A 15,963-nucleotide genomic window follows, 5' to 3' on the forward strand; every position below is an offset into this window, starting at 1 on the left:
CTGGTTTGATCTGTTCCCGCCGTTTCGGGCCGTGGTTATGCGAGTTGAGGGATCGAATAGGTGGACGTCCAGAGTGTTTCGAACTCTGTGGGGCTGATGTTACCGAGGTAGCTGTGACGGCGTTCGACGTTGTAGAAGTTGTCGATGTAATCGGCCATGGCGGCGGCCAATTCGATGGTGGTGGCCCATTTGCGGGTGTTGAGCAGCTCGACTTGCATGCGGGCCCAGAACGACTCCATGGCGGCGTTGTCGAAGCAGTCGCCCACGGTGCCGAATGAGCCGAGCAGGCCCCAACGTCTCATGTTCTCCCCGAAGCTCCAGGACGTAAATTGCGTGCCGTGGTCGGCGTGCAGAATGGTTGGGCTACTTAGGGTTCTGTTGTCGACAGCCATGTTGACCGCGTTGTTGACCAGTGCGGTGTCGGCGGTGGTGGAGAAGGTGCGGGCCACGATCATCCGTGAGAAGCAGTCCAGGATCGCGCAGCAGTACACCTTGCCGTCGCGGGCGGGGTGTTCGGTGTAGGGGTCGGACCGGGGCGCGGTGTCGGCATTTCTACCGATCCGTTTCCCCGGCCCGCCCTCCGAACCCGCCGAGCGAATTTCTCCGCAACGGGCTCTCCACGGATTCAGGCCACTGGTGCAGTGATGTCCGTCGGCCTCGCTGTCCAAGGGGTGATGATTTTCGTGCCCCGGTAGCGGTATCGGGTGACCTCTACCTTCTGCGGCCGAAACATCGCCGTCTTGCCTTCGCGGATTTGCCAATTGGGCAGGAACCGTCGATGGAAGACGCCCCACGCCAGCCCGTGGTGCCGTTTGCGCATCCAAGTCACCACCCGCCACCATGTGAAGTGGTCGAGGTAGTCGAAGGTGCGTTTGGACACCCCGTGCTGGAAGTAATTGCACCATCCCCGCAGGACGGGGTTGAGTTGGCGCAGCAGATCAGCGAGCGTTCGATGTTTGTGTCGCCGCGTCAGATTCCTGACTTTGTCGGTGATGGACATAAGTGCCTTCTTCGACGGCCAGGTGTAGACGTAGTGCTTGGTCGTGCCCCTTTTGATCTGCCGTTGGATGCGGAAGCCGAGGAACTCGAACCCCTCGTCGACGTGGCAGATCCTGCTCTTCTCGACCGACAGGCGCAGGCCCATCGGCGCGAGCACTGCTGCGATCTCGTCCCAAAGCGCTTCGGCATCAGCGCGAGTGCCGTGGACCATGACACAGAAATCGTCTGCGTAGCGGACGATTTTCATGGTCGGAACTCCGGCGCGTCGATGCTTGGCACGTGTCCATTCCGGGCCGAGCGCCTTCCACTTCGCGGCGAAGTGCTCGTCGAGAACGGACAGGGCGACATTGCTGAGCAGTGGTGAGAGGATTCCGCCTTGCGGAGTGCCGGTGATGGTGTCCCGGTAGCCGAGATCTTTCGAGAGAATCCCGGCTTTGAGGAACGACTTCACCAGGGCCAGAACGCGTTTGTCCCCGACACGTCGCCGCACCCGGCCCATAAGGGCCGAATGCGAGATTTCATCGAAGCACGCCGTGATGTCTCCCTCGAAAACCCAGTGATAGGCCCGTGAGCCGCTGGCGAGGTGATGGATCTCAGCGATGGCGTCCTGGGCTCGCCTGCCCGGCCGGAACCCATATGCGCACGGATGAAAGTCCGCCTCGAAAATGGGCTCCAGCACCAGCTTCAGCGAAGCTTGCACGACCCGGTCGGCGACGGTCGCGATACCCAGGCGGCGGAGCTTGCCGTTCGCCTTCGGGATCATCACCTCCCGCACCGGATCCGGCCGGAATATCCGCTCCTTGAGTTCCTCGCGGAGCCGCTGAAGCAGTCCGACCGCCTCTGCCGCACCGACAGACCGCGGTGCGGTCCCATCGGCACCGGCTGAGCGCGCACCCTTGTTCGTCCGCACCCGCTCCCACGCGAGGGTGAGGAATGCGGGGTCATAAACGAGGTTGTACAAATCATCGAAACAGCGGTCGCTTTCATCAACCGCCCAATGGTGCAGTTTGCGTTGCATCCTGCGTACCCGCAGCTCGGCCGTGTCCGGGTCGGGCCACAAAGCACTCGTATTCACAAGTGACCTCCACAGTCTGCGTACTCGCCGCGAACCCGCTGGAGCCCTTTGCCATGCGACCGGCTTTCCCGGCCTCGGACTACTACGGCTCCTCCGCCCCACCACACCGGCATCAGCCGACGACTGCCTACCCCTCCAGCCCGGCTGGCTGCCGGATCTGACCGGGGACCGGCGCGGTGGTTCCCGTGTTCACTGTCAACCGTTTGACGGGTGAGGTGTCCAGCTATGCCCCTGCGACCTCGTCACGGCTACGCCGCAGTCCTTCACCGTGACCTCCCGAACCGGCGACATCAACCGGCCCACGAGTTCCCCGCCCTCAGGGCGGGTGCGCGTCGCTGCCCAGCCCGCATCCGCCAGGTTGGAGCTGGTGGTCTTCTCTTAAGAGGCGTTCAGCCGCTGGTTCCTCGCGTACACCTTCCCGTCTCGCTAGCCGGACCCGACCCGTCTGGCAGTACCAGGCCGTCCCGGCGTTGTCGGGGCTGCTTCCCACCCTCACCAAAGTCTCTTTAGATCAGGCTGCCCCCAGCTTCTACCGGGCCACTGCGATGGCTCGGCGACGGTGGTCTCTCACCTCCGTTCGGTTGAACAGCGCCTCACGGCGCTCGATGTCGGTGCACCACAGTTGGTTGGGCCCTGTGGCGGTGAATCGCCGATTGACCAGGTCGACTGGGGTGTCGACACCGATCAGGTTGGGCTTTCGTCGCCCCGGACGCGGCAGCCCGTGCAGGCCGTATTCGGACATGATCGAGTTGACCAGCTTGTGGTTGACGTTCATCTCGTAGTCGGCCAGCAGCGCGGCGCGGATCCGTCGGCGGCCGTAGGTGCCGCGTGATCGTTGGTGGATCTCGGTGATCGTGTCGGCCACGATCAGTCGTCGCACTTCGCGATCCGGGACGGGTCGTCGCCGGTGGTACTGCAGCAAGGACCGCGTTAATCCTGTTATCCGACAGGCGGATCGGCCGGAATGTCCTCGCGCGATCAGTCCTTCAGTGATCGCGCGTCGGCGTTTTGGGGGCACCACCGCCTGCTCGTCGAACAATTCGCACGCATCGCGGGTGAGGGCCAGCTCGGCCTCGAGCTGCGCGATGCGCTTGTAGGCGGCCGCCAGCTCGTCGGCTTCCACGCTCGGAATGCCCTCGATGAGCCCGGCGTCGATGAGTGCCTGACGTTTCCATCGGAACAGTGTGGCCTGACAGATGCAGGTCTCGGCAGCCAAGGCGGCAACGGGTTCCCCTGATCGCAGCCGTGCAACGATTTGCCGGCGCACCGAAGACGAATACTGACGGGGCATGTGACCTCCCGATGATCACTCTGCCCTCGACTCTCACAACCCTGGACCAACAACACGGGTACAGATCTGTTGGACTCATTCACAGGGAACACGCCAGGTCAGCCTGCCTAGGCGCGGCCGCATGTACCGAATCAGGATCGCTGACCAGGAAGCGGATGAGCGGGACGGCGTCGTTGGGGGCGGTGCCGTCCATCACCGTGGTGGCGTCGGGTGAGTTTTTGGCGATCTTCGACGGGGGATGGTCGGCTTCAGCACAGCTGAGCCCAACGGGTCACCATCATAACGGCCGTCCCGCTAATCCTCGGGTGGGCAAAGCGCCCCTTCCACGAGTTGGCGCAGCATTCGGGTCATGGCCACCATCTCCGGGTAACTCCGGACGTAGCCCGCGTACACCCCCACGCCGCAACCCACGACGAGCAGCGGTTCGACCATTGCCGATGCATCAATATCCGCAGCGAGTTCGCCGCGCTCAATCGCATCGTTGACGAAGCGTGTCAATACTTTCCGAATGATCCAAAGGGGATCGTTTTCGGTGCCAACCAATTCGGGATGGCGCTGCGATTCGATTACGCCAGTGACTAAAAACGCAGACCCGGCGGAAGTTTCCGAACCGGCTCTCATCGCCGCGGAGATGAACGCCATCAGGCGAGCCACCAGCGAATTCTCGATGTCCGCATGTTTAACACCGGCTCCGATGACGCATTCGTTGGTCTCAACCAGCACTTCCTGATACAACGCTCGCTTGCTCGAGAAGTAGTGGTTGATCGCCGGCCGGCTCAGTTCGGCGCGCGCGACGATGTTTTGGAGCGTCGCGCCGTCGTAGCCGCGTTCGCTAAACACCAAACGAGCAGCTTGGACAATTCGCTGACGCGCGTCGCCGGCCGTCGCGGCAGGCGGGCGGCCCGGTCTGCGATTACCCTTTTGCGGCGCCATTTCAGTGTGTCATTTGCCGCGGTGCGGCATTAGCGGTTTTGGCGGCATGATGCCAAGTGCGGGTCGTCGCCTCGATCATTCCATGCGAATGCTCATCGATTCCACGCGGGTGTTCAACAAAAGCCGCAGTGGAATACCGGCTCGCGAATCGGCTGCGCCCCGCGAAGGCAATCACCACTGGCCGATATTGCTTGCGCCCTGGATGAGCCTGACTGGGATCTGCGCCACGTGATGCTGCATCACCGGGATCTGCTTGATGACCAGATCCGCGTCGGCGCAGGATTGCGTCGAGAGCTGTCCCGGATGCTGACTGTGCTCGCACGCGAAAACCCTCCCACCACAAAAGCTCATCGCCCACTCTATGCGGGAATGCCCATTTATGGGTTGATTGTGTTATCCCCTACCTGGCGGCCCCAGACGTATTCGATCGCATACGGCGATCCAGTGTCCAGGTGGTTGTACGGTGCAAGGCTGTTGCCGGAGTCCATCACCAACTCCGGTGCGGGCCACAAGTCGTGGGTGATCGGCTGCCAGCACCCCGGGGCTCCCCCGGGCCCACCGCGGGCGTTCACCCGCGGCAGGTTCTCGGGGTAGATGTAGGGGTTGGGCGCCCCACCGACCACCCCGGCGACACCGCCCACCAGCGAAGCGATGACGGGCGCCGCGGACACCGGGTTCGCGATCAGTCCCAGCCCGGAGAGCACCTCGGTGTCCATGTTTAACGAGTAGCCGTTGAAGCCTCCTTCGGAGGCACCCGTGATGGGCACGATGTCGTGGTAGTTGCGCAGGGCGCAGAACAGTTCGGGGCTGTAGGTGTCCAGTAGCTGGGCCGTGGGCACCAGGTCGGCGGCGCCTCGCGCCAGATACGGCCCGCCCTTGTTGAACAGCTCGGCACCGGTGTTACCGAACCCGGCCGCCGCCAACAACGCCTGATCCAAATCCTTCTGCTGCGCATTGATGGTGCGCGAGGTGATCACCGCGTTGTTCAAGAAGTCGAACAGATCCGGCGACGCATCCGCATACGTGTCCCCCAGCGCCGCCAACCGCGCAATATCCTTGCGCGCCTGCGGCAGCTGCGGATTCACGTCATCAAGCAAGGCGTTAGCGTTGGTCACCGACTGACCGAACTTCTCCCCCAACCCCGTCAACGACTGCGCCGCCGCGCTCAACGTCAAATTCAGCTTGACCGGATCCACCTTCTGCGCAATCGAGGTGATCGTCTGAAACAAGGTATTGATCTCGGTGGTCACCGACCGCGCATCGATCACCGTGTGCGACGAAATCTTCTGCGGCGACGGATGAGCCGGGGTCGTCAACGCCACATACTTACCACCGAACACCGTCGTCGCCTTGATATCGGCATTCACATTCGACGGAATCAACGCCAAATACCGCGGATACACCTCCAAGGTGAACTTCGCCGCCGGCTTCCCATCACGCACCGTCTCCGCGATCTTGCCCACCCGGCCGATCTGCACCCCGTTATAGGTCACCTTCGAACCCGGATCCATCAGTGACCCGGCGCGGGTGGCGATCATGGTCAGCTGCGTCTTTTCGGTGAAGGCACCCCGGAACTGCCCGTACACCAAGGCCAAAATCAGCGCGAAAACGAGCAACACGGCCACGGCGATCCACTTATACGGCGGGGTCCGCGGGGCGTTGGTCTGAGTCCTGACCAACGTCCAGTCAGCGTTTCGGTACCTCGCGCAGGACAGCACGTACCCTCCTTGGCGCGCAGGTGATTTGACGATGGCGATGCACCATCGCCGAAACCTTGTCAGTTTCATGAGCGGCGTAAGCGAAATGCCAGCCGGGAGGTTAGTCTGATCGGCTCCTCGCGCAAGTGGTCATGCATTTCCCGGGTCATTAGGCCGTCGTCGAGGTATGAGCAGCAGCGAGGCGGGTAATGACGTGGACGCACGCGGCCTTGGTCGGCCGGCGGCGGTCGGTGCATGCCACTGGTAATCGCGCGGCCGGTGAGCCTGAAATCCCGAACCGCACGTGTCCACACGTGAGGCTTGGTTGGCGCAAGCAGCATATTCATTGCAGACCATCGCTCTCCGTCTGCGCGATTTCGCTCGCACAACTCGGAAAGCTCGTTCGACAGCCAGACGACATGGCATGTAGTGGCAGCATCGAGGAGCTTGTGAGCCAGGGATCGTTCGACCGTTTGCCTGACATGAATCCTCCTCCGGCGTAAAGGCGGATATGGATAAAGGACTACTAGTAGCGCTACACTACTACTAGTAGCGCTACACCACTACCAGTAGTGTTAGTTGCGTTGGGACGGGTCAATCGTCCGATGCAGGCACGATTCGGTGCGTGCCAGGTACCCGCGGGGCTTACGGTGATTTCAGTGTCAGGGTGAGGTCGCCGCGTGTTGCGGTGGTTGGATCCTGATCACCTGGTGTCTGGCTCATAGGCTCGGTGCTGCCTTCGGGTTGGCGTGCATGCGTTTTGTCGGCATCAGGTGTGAAGGACCGGCCGGCGTGACTTGATAGGAGCGTGGCATCCCCCCCGACTGAGATGTGTCCGCCGACCGGCCCAACCGTCACCTCACAGTGAATGGAGGCAACCACCATGGTTGTTGTTGGAGCCGATGTACACAAGCGCACGCACACCTTTGTCGCGGTCGACGAGGTTGGGCGCAAGCTCGGGGAGAAGGTCGTCGAAGCGACCACCGCCGGGCATGCTGGAGCGGTGATGTGGGCCCGGGAATGTTTCGGTGCCCAGCTGGTGTGGGCGATCGAGGATTGCCGGCACCTATCAGCCCGGTTAGAACGCGACCTTCTCACCGCAGGGCAGCAGGTCGTGCGCATCCCACCGAAGCTGATGGCTCAGACCCGTGCCTCAGCACGCACGCGCGGTAAGTCTGACCCCATCGATGCACTGGCGGTCGCGCGCGGGTTTCTGCGTGAACCTGATCTGCCGATTGCTTCTCATGATGAGATATCGCGCGAGCTGAAGTTGTTAGTTGACCGCCGCGAAGTCCTTGTGGCACAACGCACGGCGACGATTAGCCGGCTGCGTTGGCGAGTCCATGAACTCGATCCCGAACGGGCCCCCAAGGCTGCATCGCTGGACCGAGCCAAACACCGCCAGATCCTGGGCGCGTGGCTGATCACAGTCCCGGGCCTGGTTGCCGAACTGGCTTGTGAGGAGTTGGCCGACATCACCCGGCTCACCGAGCAGATCGATGCGTTGGCCAAGCGCATCGGCGAACGCGTTCGCGCCGTGGCGCCTACCCTGCTGGCAATACCGGGCTGTGGGGACTTGACCGCGGCCAAACTCGTTGGGGAAACCGCCGGAGTGACTCGTTTCAAGAGCGAGGCCGCCTTCGCTCGCCATGCCGGGGTGGCGCCGATCCCGGTGTGGTCAGGTAACAGCGCGGGCAGGGTCCGCATGACTCGCTCTGGAAACCGGCAACTCAACGCGGCCGTGCACCGCATCGCGGTCACCCAGATCCGCCTCCAAGGCTGCGGGCAGGCCTACTACCGCAAACGCGTCGCCACCGGCGACTCCAAACACGAAGCCTTGCGCTGCATCAAACGACGCCTATCCCGCATCGTGTTCAGCCGTCTCCACACCGATCACCACAACCGGACCCAGCCTTGCCAAACGGCAGCGGCTTGACATAGGAGAAACACATGGAGCGCGACGCCCTTGAATTCCCCGTTGACGACGATGACGACGTCGACCCACGCCGGCTACGCTCAAGGACCCGGCTATTGGATGCTGCCACCACGCTCCTCAGCGCCGGCGGCATCGAAGCCGTCACCGTTGACGCGGTCACCAAAGTCTCCAAAGTCGCGCGCACGACCCTGTATCGCCACTTCAGCAGCTCCACTCAGCTGCTGGCCGCCACGTTTGAACGGCTGCTGCCGCAGGTCCATCCACCGCCGGGGACGGGTCCGTTGCGCGACCAACTCATCGAACTGTTGAGCCGACAAGCCACGCTGTTCCAGGAGGCACCGCTACACGTCACCACACTGGCTTGGGTCGCGCTTGGCCCAGCATCAAATAGCAGCGCCCAGGAAACCTACGATCGGCACGCGCTGCGGACACGAATCGTCGACCAATATCGCCAGCCGTTCGATCGCCTTTTGCAAAGCCCCAAAGCCCGCGCCGACCTCGATGAATTCGACCCGCAGCTGATCCTGTGTCAACTTGTGGGGCCACTCGCGTTCGCTCGACTCACCGGCATGCGTGCCATCGATCGTCAAGACTGTGAGCGCATCGTCGATGACTTCCTTGCCGCGCACCGCCGCCACGCCGATGAGCCCGCAACGCAGGCCCCCTCCGCAAACCAGCTTCCCGCAGCAGCCGCTCCGGCTACCCGAGTGTGGCCAATTGCCGACCACGAGATCGGCAACGACAGATAGTTCCGGAGGCGACCTGGACGGGTGGCCGCCACGCACCTGCGTCCCGCCGCTGTGCGGAAACGCGTACTGAACGCGGGCTGACCGCGAACTAATCCGGTAGCGACTGCCGTTTGCACCAGGTGCGCGGCGGTCGGGAATTGGGGTCATATCGGCGCGATCTCGGCCAGGATCAGCTGTACGCCGAGCCGTTCCGGCGCCGGCGATCTCGTCGAGACGCTCGATCTCCGGAAGCGTCTGTCGGGCGGCCATGGTGTCGTCGACGATGATCTGGCCTGGCCCGCCGCCGGCCGCGCTCGCGTTGGTGTCGCCGCTGTGGCTGCCACGTCGGTCAGGGCGCTCAGTTGCTCGTCGATGCGAATGGTTAGGGTTCGATCCGCGCGCTTAGGGTGTCAATCAGGTGAGCAAGCATCCGGCTTCGCTCCGCGTGGTGGTCGTCGAAATCGGCCGGTCAAGGCCTCGACAAGGCGCCGTGTTTGACCCGCATCCGGCCGCGGGCCAGGTCAGCGAGTTGTCCGGCGTCGCGCTCGCCAGCGATCAACGCCTCAAGCATGTCGCGAACCGAGACGGTGACTAGTTTCAACGCGCCACCGCCGGCACTTTAATCAACGCGTCCTCGAGCAGCTTAATCAACGCGTCCTCGAGCAGCTTCTCCAGCTGCCGCCAGTAGCGGGCGCGTCCGCCGGTCAGGTCGACCCGCAGCCGTGTGTAATCGTGCAGCCGCCGCCCCGGTGCCGGCGGCACGAACGATGGCCGCAGCATGCCGTTCTCGGTGAACTTGCCAGCCACACCGCGTCCAACTTGTCGTGCTTCACGTCGCGGACGTTGACCAGCCTGCTCGAAGCGCCAGTGCGTGACCCTCCCAGGTCGGGCCCGGCGCCAGGCTAAACCACAGGCTCACAAACCAGAGTGAAATGGCGTCGGTGGGCAACCCGACCACATTTTCACGCCTGCGAGGCGTCGCCGAAGGCAATCAGGGGGCTGAACCGCCTTGCCCAGTGGGTCGGGTGAGGCTGGGAATGATGAACTCAACGACGAGCGCTTGCACGGTGCGACCGGTGGGGGGTCGGCTAGGGATGATGGACCGGAATATTAGGTAGCCGGGCAGTAGGTCCCAAAGTTCGTCGTTAATGGCGGCGCCGGCGATATCACCGCGGTCGACGGCCTGCCTCAGGATGTGCTGGACCGAGGCTTTCCACTGCTCGAGGAACTGATGCCGTATCGCTTCGTTGAGCGCGGCGTTACGCGACACCTCGACAAGCACCGCGCGGATGGTGCTGGCGTGCTGGCGGGCCTGTTGGCTCACCAACTCCCCAAGTTCCAGCAAATCTCCCCGCAGTGTGCCGGTATCGGGCGGGACCACGACCTGGCGGATCCCCTCGATGAACGCGGTCAGCACCAATTCGGCTTTCGACGGCCATCGCCGGTACACCGTCGCCTTGCTGGCGCGGGCGGCGGCCGCCACCGCGTCCACCGTCAACCGGTCATACCCGTGTTGCTGCAGCAGGCTTAACGTCACCGCAAGCACCTCGGCCTCCCGCGGCGACCACTGTGAGGAGTCCGCGGGACGATCGGCGATCTGGGACACAGTGCCCACGATAGAACCGTCGCAGGTTTTGTTTCCCAGTGACTGTCCCCATCGGTTGGAGCCGTGGTCATGCGCGTTGGGTGCACAATTGGTGGATACCCAGAGCGTCTCATACGGCTGCCGGACTGATGTTGCCAAGATAGCTGTGGCGGCGTTCAACGTTATAGAAGTTGTCGAAGTAGTCGGCTATCGCACCGGCCAATTCCATGCTGGTCTCCCAGCCCGGGTGTTGAGCAGCTCGACCCGTATCCGGGCACAGAAGAACTCCATGGCGGCGTTGCCTATGCGCAATCCCCGCTGGTATCGGGCAACACGCGTCAATCATGGATAATTGCCGTTATCCATCAAATCGTGCGACCATTGCTTCATGGCACCGCCGCGTCCCGGCCACAATAATAGGGAATCCAGTTACCCGCCATGGTTTTTGGAATTCCTCGCCGATCGTGCGATACGCAAGCCGTCACCCCATACGATGAGGGCATACCGCCAAGATTTCGACGCCATCGCCACTCTGCTTGCCGACATCCCCGAGCAGGTCGTTGATTTGAGGCCCGATGTCCTGATCAAGGACGCGCTGCGGACCGCCTTCGCCACTTACGCGCAGACCCACTCGGCCGCATCGATTCGGCGATGCTGGTCGAACTGGAACACGTTGTGCGACTACCTCTATAGCCGCGACGTTATCGCAGCTAATCCGATGTCACTGATCGGCCGACCCAAAGTCGCTAAGACGCTCCCGAAAGGCCTTGGCGCCGAGACGGTTTCCGGGCTGCTGGCGGCGATCGATCTGGACCAAGGTTCAAGGCGCCGTTCCGACTGGTCCGAGCGGGACCGGGCTATCGTCCTGACGGCTGTGCTCGCCGGACTGCGGGCAGACGAACTGGTGCGTGCCGACGTCGGCGATATTCGACCCACCGATGGGGGAGGCGTCATCCACGTCCACGGCAAGGGAAACAAAGATCGCCGAATACCGATAGAACACGCCCTCATTCGCGAACTCGAGGCGTATCTGGGATCCCGAGCAGCTCGCTTTCCAGGCACGACAAAGCGGCGGTCCGCCGAAACCGGGCTTGCCGCCTGGGCGGCCACCGCTCCACTATTCGTCGGCAGCGACGGTAAGCGGATGACACGGGGCACGCTCCAGTACCGGGTACTACGCGCGTTCAAGAAAGCGGGGCTGAACAGTCAACGCGCCGCCGGAGTCTTGGTACACGGTTTCCGCCACACCTTCGCCACCGAACTCGCCAACGGGAACGTCAGCGTGTACGCGCTGATGAAGCTTCTTGGACACGACTCGATGGTGACCTCGCAACGCTACGTTGACGGAGCCGGCGTGGAGAACCGTGCAGCCGCTGCGCAAAACCCGCTGTATGGGCTGATCGAAACCGCTCGGGAACCATAAAGCTCCCCAGTCTTTCTGCAAGATTCTACGTTACGTCAGGTAGTCCTGATGAACCAGCTCAGTTGCATCAGGATATCTTGACGCACCGACTAGACTCCCATCCATGGGATGGGAGCATTCGCTTGGCGACCGTGGCAGCGAATGGCACGAGGGGTTCATGGCCGCCGAGTTCGACGATGGCCGCGGCGCGCTGGGAATTCTCGGCACCGGAATCCCACCAGGACACCTTGCCGTCGACCAGTATGGCGACGGTACATGGGGCCAGGAGGCGGTGCGCCGACACGGCGGTGACGCCGCGTTTGTGACCAGGCCCGCCGGCGACGTCGTTGGCTGGCGCGTTATCTGCAACTGCTACGCGCCTGGTGACGTAATGCCCAGGAAACGCTGGGTCAGTCAAGAGCTTTGGACGCGCGTTCCCTCCCCGGTGCGACACGATCCCGCTGCCTTTCGTATTTTCGCAGCAGACGACGACGTCCTGGATGTAGTCAGTGGCGGTGATGCGGATGAGGCGGGCCACGCCGTGTGGTGGAACGAGCACATCAGCGACATCGACGCCGAAGCTGAGATCGCAGCCGCACTCGCGGTGATTCGTTCTGGCGAACGACAATTGGATCGGGCCGTCCTGCACGCACGCGGTCGACAGATGTCGTGGGCGAGAATTGGTGCAGCAGCTGGCATGTCGGCGCAATCCGCTCATGAGAGATGGGCACAACGTGTGCGAGAGGCATCTCATGAGTGACCATAGCCCTACAGGCAGCAGTTGCCCCACGACGTACCGGCTGCTGCAAGGGTTCAGAGCCAGTTTCGAGGATGGCCCATTGCGGCAGCGGCTGAGTGGGCAGCCCGAATGGCACATGTACGACGACCATGCCGGGCATCTGGCGAGCTTCAGAGGTGATAGCACTGACGCCATCAGAAGCGCCATGCGCTTGGTGATGGACCGGGGTGACTTCGGCACTGGTGACTGGTTTCTCGTGGCCTCCGGTGAGTACGAGTTCCGACTTAACAATGTCGGCATCGCACTCCGAGCGGAAGCGTTACGTCGGCGTGAGGGAATGGATCACGGTGGTGAGTGATCCGGATCTGGCCGCGCACATCTACCCAACCGGTGCACGACGCGGTGGGTAAGGCCCGCGATCGAGGCGAAGGTGAGCCCGGCGGGTGGCTTCGGCAGGCTGCGACCAGGTTGGCGGCGCTCGCGGACGATCGCGGGATGACGATCTCTGTCGCCGCTGCGGAATCCCTTTTACGAGAGAGGCTTTCGCGCATCGCGGACCGTCTTGGCATCAGCTGGCACCAGGCGCAGCGCAGTTTCGACGTATCCGCCCTAGACGCTTTTGCCGACCGGTTAGTGGCAACGTTCGCTACTGAGGAACCTGGCGGTGACCTGTTTTCCCTTCCCCGCACCGCACAGATCAGCGTTTCCGGGCTCGGCCGGCTTATTGCCGGTCTGGCCGAAAGTCTGCTCGCGTGTGAGCGCACCGCGGCGCTTGAAGACGACGAACGCGCGGCTCGCCGACTCGAGATCACCGAGCTGCTGTCCGTTGCTGGGCTTATGCAGTCCGAGAGCTCGCAGGGCGATGTGTCTGCTCCCCCGGCTATGTTTCTCCGCATCGCACGCATCTTCACCACGGTGGCTGACCTCACCGATCAACCCGAACTGGCAAACACGTTAAGGCGTGACGCCATCCGTGCGCGAACTGCTGCGGTACCTGAAATGAACTAGACCAGGTTGGTTCAGTCTTCGATGGCTGTCTCTTTGACCGTGGGCCTAGTCGAAGCCGCCTTCTTCATCAGTCTCGCCGCCAATGGATCGCCGGGCTCGACCCATTGGGCGGCCCGAACGGTCCTAAAGCCACTGACGGTTCAGAACACACCGTCAGTGCTGAGTCCTGATCCTGCTTCACGGCCCAAGACCATGCCCCGTGGTCAGCTCCGCTGATCAACTACATATGTCGTCGGCGGTCGTCACCACGCTCCCCGCCGGCCGCCGCTCGATTCCGCCACGACTTGTCGGGCGGCACTTCTACCCTTGATGCTTGCGCACTCGCCAGACATCGACGCCGCGCTGACGTGGCTCGTCGCTGTGCGCCGATCGATCCGCGACCAGGGCGGTGATCCGTCGACCCGCCAGATCGAAGAGCTGCTAGAACGAGAGAGGATTTGCCGCCGATGGGTAAAGGCGCCCGAATCCGAAAGGAGCGCGCCGAGAAGCGCGACCACGAACCTGCGCAGTTGAAGGGCGGGAAGTCCAACCCAAAGCCGACGGGAAATCAGCCGCCGCCATGGCCGCCGTCGGGAAAGATGCCGCCGTTCGGGCTGGCTGGGGGCTGGCCGTCCGAAGATCCGATCTCAAAGGTCATGTCGTTCGTGAGCTCACAGCCGCAGCTGATCGTGTGCGGCCTCTTTGGGCTGGACCCAATTACATACGACGAACGTCGCGAACTGCTTGGCGGGGTCAGCCTTTACCACTCCCTCGAGACCGTCGCCTGCGTGCAGGCGCAGTGGGACGTGGCCTACTCGACCACCCGGGGCGTGCGTGACGTTGAGGGCGACTTCCTCGCCGGCGGGGGCGAGGGTGGCCTGTCCGAGAAGGTCCTCAAACGAATCATCATCTATGGCGACATGCTCATCTCGCCCCGCGCGACAGCACAGCTGCAGCGCGAAATCATCGAATACGCGTCGACGGATCACGCCGCGCCGGCGATCGATCGCAATACCCTGACGCAGCTGCTGCTGTCGATCACGACGGAGCAAAATCTCAACTCTGAGTTCGCGGGCGACGTGCCCACCACGGATGAAATCGCGAAGCTTCAGCACAAGCTGCCGAAGATGGGCCTCGAAGAGCTGCATGAATACGCGAAACCCCTTATCCAGGGCGAAATCGCGTCGGCACTCTTCAACGCACCGCTGAGGCTCGAGATCGTACTTTCAAACACCTACGATCTGTGGTTCACCAAGTGGGCACCGAGATCTAAGACCACGGGATTGGGCGCGACGCCCGCCGAGGCCTTCAAGATCGCCACCGAGGTCGAACTGATCGACATCATGCGGCTGGGGCTCCGTATCATCAAGCGCAGCACCAAGAATCAACAGGTTCGGTTCAGCCGCGATGAACTGCTCGCCGACGGCGCCTCCGAGGCGGCGATCGACTACCTCTTCACTAACATGGCGCTGAAGCTGGACGATTTCAAGACGAAGCTGCAGGAGGATCGCAACGCCGGGGAAATCGGCCACCAGCGATACACCCTCACGCGGTACCCGTTCCTCGCCATCAACGACAACGCATTCGTCACCATCCGCCACCAGTGGGCCCTCGACCGCCTCTGCGGCGGCCAGCTCTACTTCGAAGCGTGGGCCAGCCTCCCCGGATCGGCCCGACATCGGTTCAAGACCGCGATGAACGACGCCTTCGAACAGTTCGTCGCGGGCATTCTCCACCGCATCGTCGACAAGTGCCCTCATCTACTCGCGATTGCCGACGAGCCCGACATGCAGGCCGCATGGACGCAGAAGAAGGGCGTAGAGCCGTCGGTGTGCGACTGGTTGATTCTCGGCAAGGATCACTGCGTGGTGATCGACGCGACAAATCACGCGGTGAAAGAGGATGCGGCGCAAGGGCTAGCGACGTGGGAAGCCTACAGCGCCGACGTCGAGAAGATATTCATGGATACCGACCACGGCAAGTACAGTCAGCTGCTATCCACCATCGACCTCGTCCAGAAGCACCGCGGCTGGGAAGGCCACAAGGTCGACAACAAAACGATGTACGCCCCGCTGGTCATCGTGCCCGACGCCGGCGTTACCAACGGACTGTTGGCTCAGTTCGACATCAATATCCGAAGCGTGAGGGCGTTCAAGCATCTTCAGCCGCAGGTGTACGCACCCGGCATCGTTCCGCTCTCAGACCTCCAACTGCTGGAGGGTATGGCAAACATCGGGGCGAAGGGCGGCAAGAACCCCAACATGATGGATCTGATCGCGAAATGGCGCACCGCAGCTTCGAAATACGGCATGGCGTCTTTGCAGCTGTACCTCCTCAGCTATGGCGCGCCGACACTGCCGCTGAGCGACCACATCCTGAAGAACAGCGGAATGGTGATCAACCTGCTCAACGGCAACTAGGCCGGGCGCAGATCGCTGGCGACGGTGCACTAAGCGCTAGTGGAACAATATGGGACTCGACGTTCGTCGGTATCTCGATGCTCATTGTTGAACAACGGTCGGCGCCGGCGCCTGAGAATCGATCACACATGCGGGCATCTCTCGCGCGGCGCGACCGTATCGCTGGGCGAT

The 15,963-nt window shown here is 62.6% G+C and carries 15 protein-coding genes; 8 read left to right on the plus strand and 7 right to left on the minus strand.

The annotated features are described in order from the left end of the window. Positions 1-35: 35 nt before the first annotated feature. The 5 genes from U8D42_RS28745 to U8D42_RS28765 all read right to left on the minus strand — a co-directional run bounded on the left by U8D42_RS28745 (position 36) and on the right by U8D42_RS28765 (position 5,977). Entirely contained in the window at positions 36-668 is a 633-nt protein-coding gene (locus tag U8D42_RS28745) for a DDE-type integrase/transposase/recombinase (protein WP_348636988.1), read from the minus strand. Further along, the gene (gene ltrA, locus U8D42_RS28750; protein WP_007168383.1) at positions 626-2,074 is read right to left on the minus strand and encodes a group II intron reverse transcriptase/maturase; all 1,449 of its coding nucleotides are present in this window, start codon (positions 2,072-2,074) and stop codon (positions 626-628) included. Before ltrA ends, U8D42_RS28745 begins: the two co-directional genes overlap by 43 nt. A 529-nt stretch (positions 2,075-2,603) precedes the next feature. Beyond that, on the minus strand, positions 2,604-3,365 hold the full coding sequence (locus tag U8D42_RS28755) for an IS3 family transposase (RefSeq protein WP_322861623.1): 762 nt from the start codon (positions 3,363-3,365) through the stop codon (positions 2,604-2,606). 294 nt (positions 3,366-3,659) lie between these two features. Beyond that, a complete protein-coding gene (locus tag U8D42_RS28760; RefSeq protein WP_322861622.1) occupies positions 3,660-4,298 on the minus strand; it encodes a TetR/AcrR family transcriptional regulator in 639 nt (212 codons plus the stop codon). 377 nt (positions 4,299-4,675) lie between these two features. Further along, positions 4,676-5,977, minus strand: a complete 1,302-nt coding sequence (locus U8D42_RS28765; RefSeq protein ID WP_047323916.1) for an MCE family protein — start codon at positions 5,975-5,977, stop codon at positions 4,676-4,678. An 886-nt stretch (positions 5,978-6,863) separates the two neighbouring features. Here U8D42_RS28765 and U8D42_RS28770 point away from each other — a divergent pair. The 3 genes from U8D42_RS28770 to U8D42_RS28780 all read left to right on the plus strand — a co-directional run bounded on the left by U8D42_RS28770 (position 6,864) and on the right by U8D42_RS28780 (position 9,254). Continuing rightward, positions 6,864-7,931: an IS110 family transposase gene (locus tag U8D42_RS28770; protein WP_192579516.1), complete on the plus strand. Its 1,068-nt coding sequence runs from the start codon at positions 6,864-6,866 to the stop codon at positions 7,929-7,931. 14 nt (positions 7,932-7,945) lie between these two features. Further along, the gene (locus U8D42_RS28775; protein WP_047323904.1) at positions 7,946-8,680 is read left to right on the plus strand and encodes a TetR/AcrR family transcriptional regulator; all 735 of its coding nucleotides are present in this window, start codon (positions 7,946-7,948) and stop codon (positions 8,678-8,680) included. Positions 8,681-9,077: 397 nt separating this feature from the next. After that, positions 9,078-9,254, plus strand: a complete 177-nt coding sequence (locus tag U8D42_RS28780) for a hypothetical protein (protein WP_156181225.1) — start codon at positions 9,078-9,080, stop codon at positions 9,252-9,254. A 2-nt stretch (positions 9,255-9,256) separates the two neighbouring features. Here the strand turns inward: U8D42_RS28780 and U8D42_RS28785 are convergent, their stop codons facing one another. After that, positions 9,257-9,466, minus strand: a complete 210-nt coding sequence (locus tag U8D42_RS28785; RefSeq protein ID WP_047323903.1) for a hypothetical protein — start codon at positions 9,464-9,466, stop codon at positions 9,257-9,259. Positions 9,467-9,650: 184 nt separating this feature from the next. Continuing rightward, entirely contained in the window at positions 9,651-10,277 is a 627-nt protein-coding gene (locus tag U8D42_RS28790; RefSeq protein ID WP_089150880.1) for a TetR/AcrR family transcriptional regulator, read from the minus strand. Between the two features lie 355 nt (positions 10,278-10,632). On the opposite strand from U8D42_RS28790, the gene U8D42_RS28795 reads away from it, so the two are divergent. The 5 genes from U8D42_RS28795 (at position 10,633) to U8D42_RS28815 (ending at position 15,792) form a co-directional block, all read left to right on the plus strand. Then, positions 10,633-11,667: a tyrosine-type recombinase/integrase gene (locus U8D42_RS28795; RefSeq protein WP_047323901.1), complete on the plus strand. Its 1,035-nt coding sequence runs from the start codon at positions 10,633-10,635 to the stop codon at positions 11,665-11,667. A gap of 103 nt (positions 11,668-11,770) precedes the next feature. Beyond that, positions 11,771-12,406: a hypothetical protein gene (locus tag U8D42_RS28800; RefSeq protein ID WP_136246050.1), complete on the plus strand. Its 636-nt coding sequence runs from the start codon at positions 11,771-11,773 to the stop codon at positions 12,404-12,406. Positions 12,407-12,485: 79 nt separating this feature from the next. After that, positions 12,486-12,743, plus strand: coding sequence for a hypothetical protein (locus U8D42_RS28805; RefSeq protein ID WP_074021056.1), 258 nt, complete (start codon positions 12,486-12,488; stop codon positions 12,741-12,743). A gap of 137 nt (positions 12,744-12,880) precedes the next feature. Next, positions 12,881-13,393 carry a hypothetical protein gene (locus U8D42_RS28810; protein WP_047323914.1) on the plus strand — a complete coding sequence of 171 codons (513 nt, stop codon included), beginning with the start codon at positions 12,881-12,883 and terminating at the stop codon, positions 13,391-13,393. Between the two features lie 446 nt (positions 13,394-13,839). After that, the gene (locus U8D42_RS28815) at positions 13,840-15,792 is read left to right on the plus strand and encodes a hypothetical protein (protein WP_047323898.1); all 1,953 of its coding nucleotides are present in this window, start codon (positions 13,840-13,842) and stop codon (positions 15,790-15,792) included. The last annotated feature ends 171 nt before the right edge of the window (positions 15,793-15,963 follow it).

This window comes from Mycobacterium europaeum, from assembly GCF_034555895.2.
In the GTDB taxonomy this organism is placed as follows: Bacteria; Actinomycetota; Actinomycetes; order Mycobacteriales; family Mycobacteriaceae; genus Mycobacterium; species Mycobacterium europaeum.

What these genes read in the sequence shown, in the direction of transcription:
- U8D42_RS28755 (WP_322861623.1), bottom strand. Translation starts at nt 3,365, where the DNA reads ATGCCCCGTCAGTATTCGTCTTCGGTGCGCCGGCAAATCGTTGCACGG.
- U8D42_RS28760 (WP_322861622.1), bottom strand. Translation starts at nt 4,298, where the DNA reads ATGGCGCCGCAAAAGGGTAATCGCAGACCGGGCCGCCCGCCTGCCGCG.
- U8D42_RS28770 (WP_192579516.1), top strand. Translation starts at nt 6,864, where the DNA reads ATGGAGGCAACCACCATGGTTGTTGTTGGAGCCGATGTACACAAGCGC.
- U8D42_RS28775 (WP_047323904.1), top strand. Translation starts at nt 7,946, where the DNA reads ATGGAGCGCGACGCCCTTGAATTCCCCGTTGACGACGATGACGACGTC.
- U8D42_RS28795 (WP_047323901.1), top strand. Translation starts at nt 10,633, where the DNA reads ATGGCACCGCCGCGTCCCGGCCACAATAATAGGGAATCCAGTTACCCG.
- U8D42_RS28800 (WP_136246050.1), top strand. Translation starts at nt 11,771, where the DNA reads ATGGGATGGGAGCATTCGCTTGGCGACCGTGGCAGCGAATGGCACGAG.
- U8D42_RS28810 (WP_047323914.1), top strand. Translation starts at nt 12,881, where the DNA reads ATGACGATCTCTGTCGCCGCTGCGGAATCCCTTTTACGAGAGAGGCTT.
- U8D42_RS28815 (WP_047323898.1), top strand. Translation starts at nt 13,840, where the DNA reads ATGGGTAAAGGCGCCCGAATCCGAAAGGAGCGCGCCGAGAAGCGCGAC.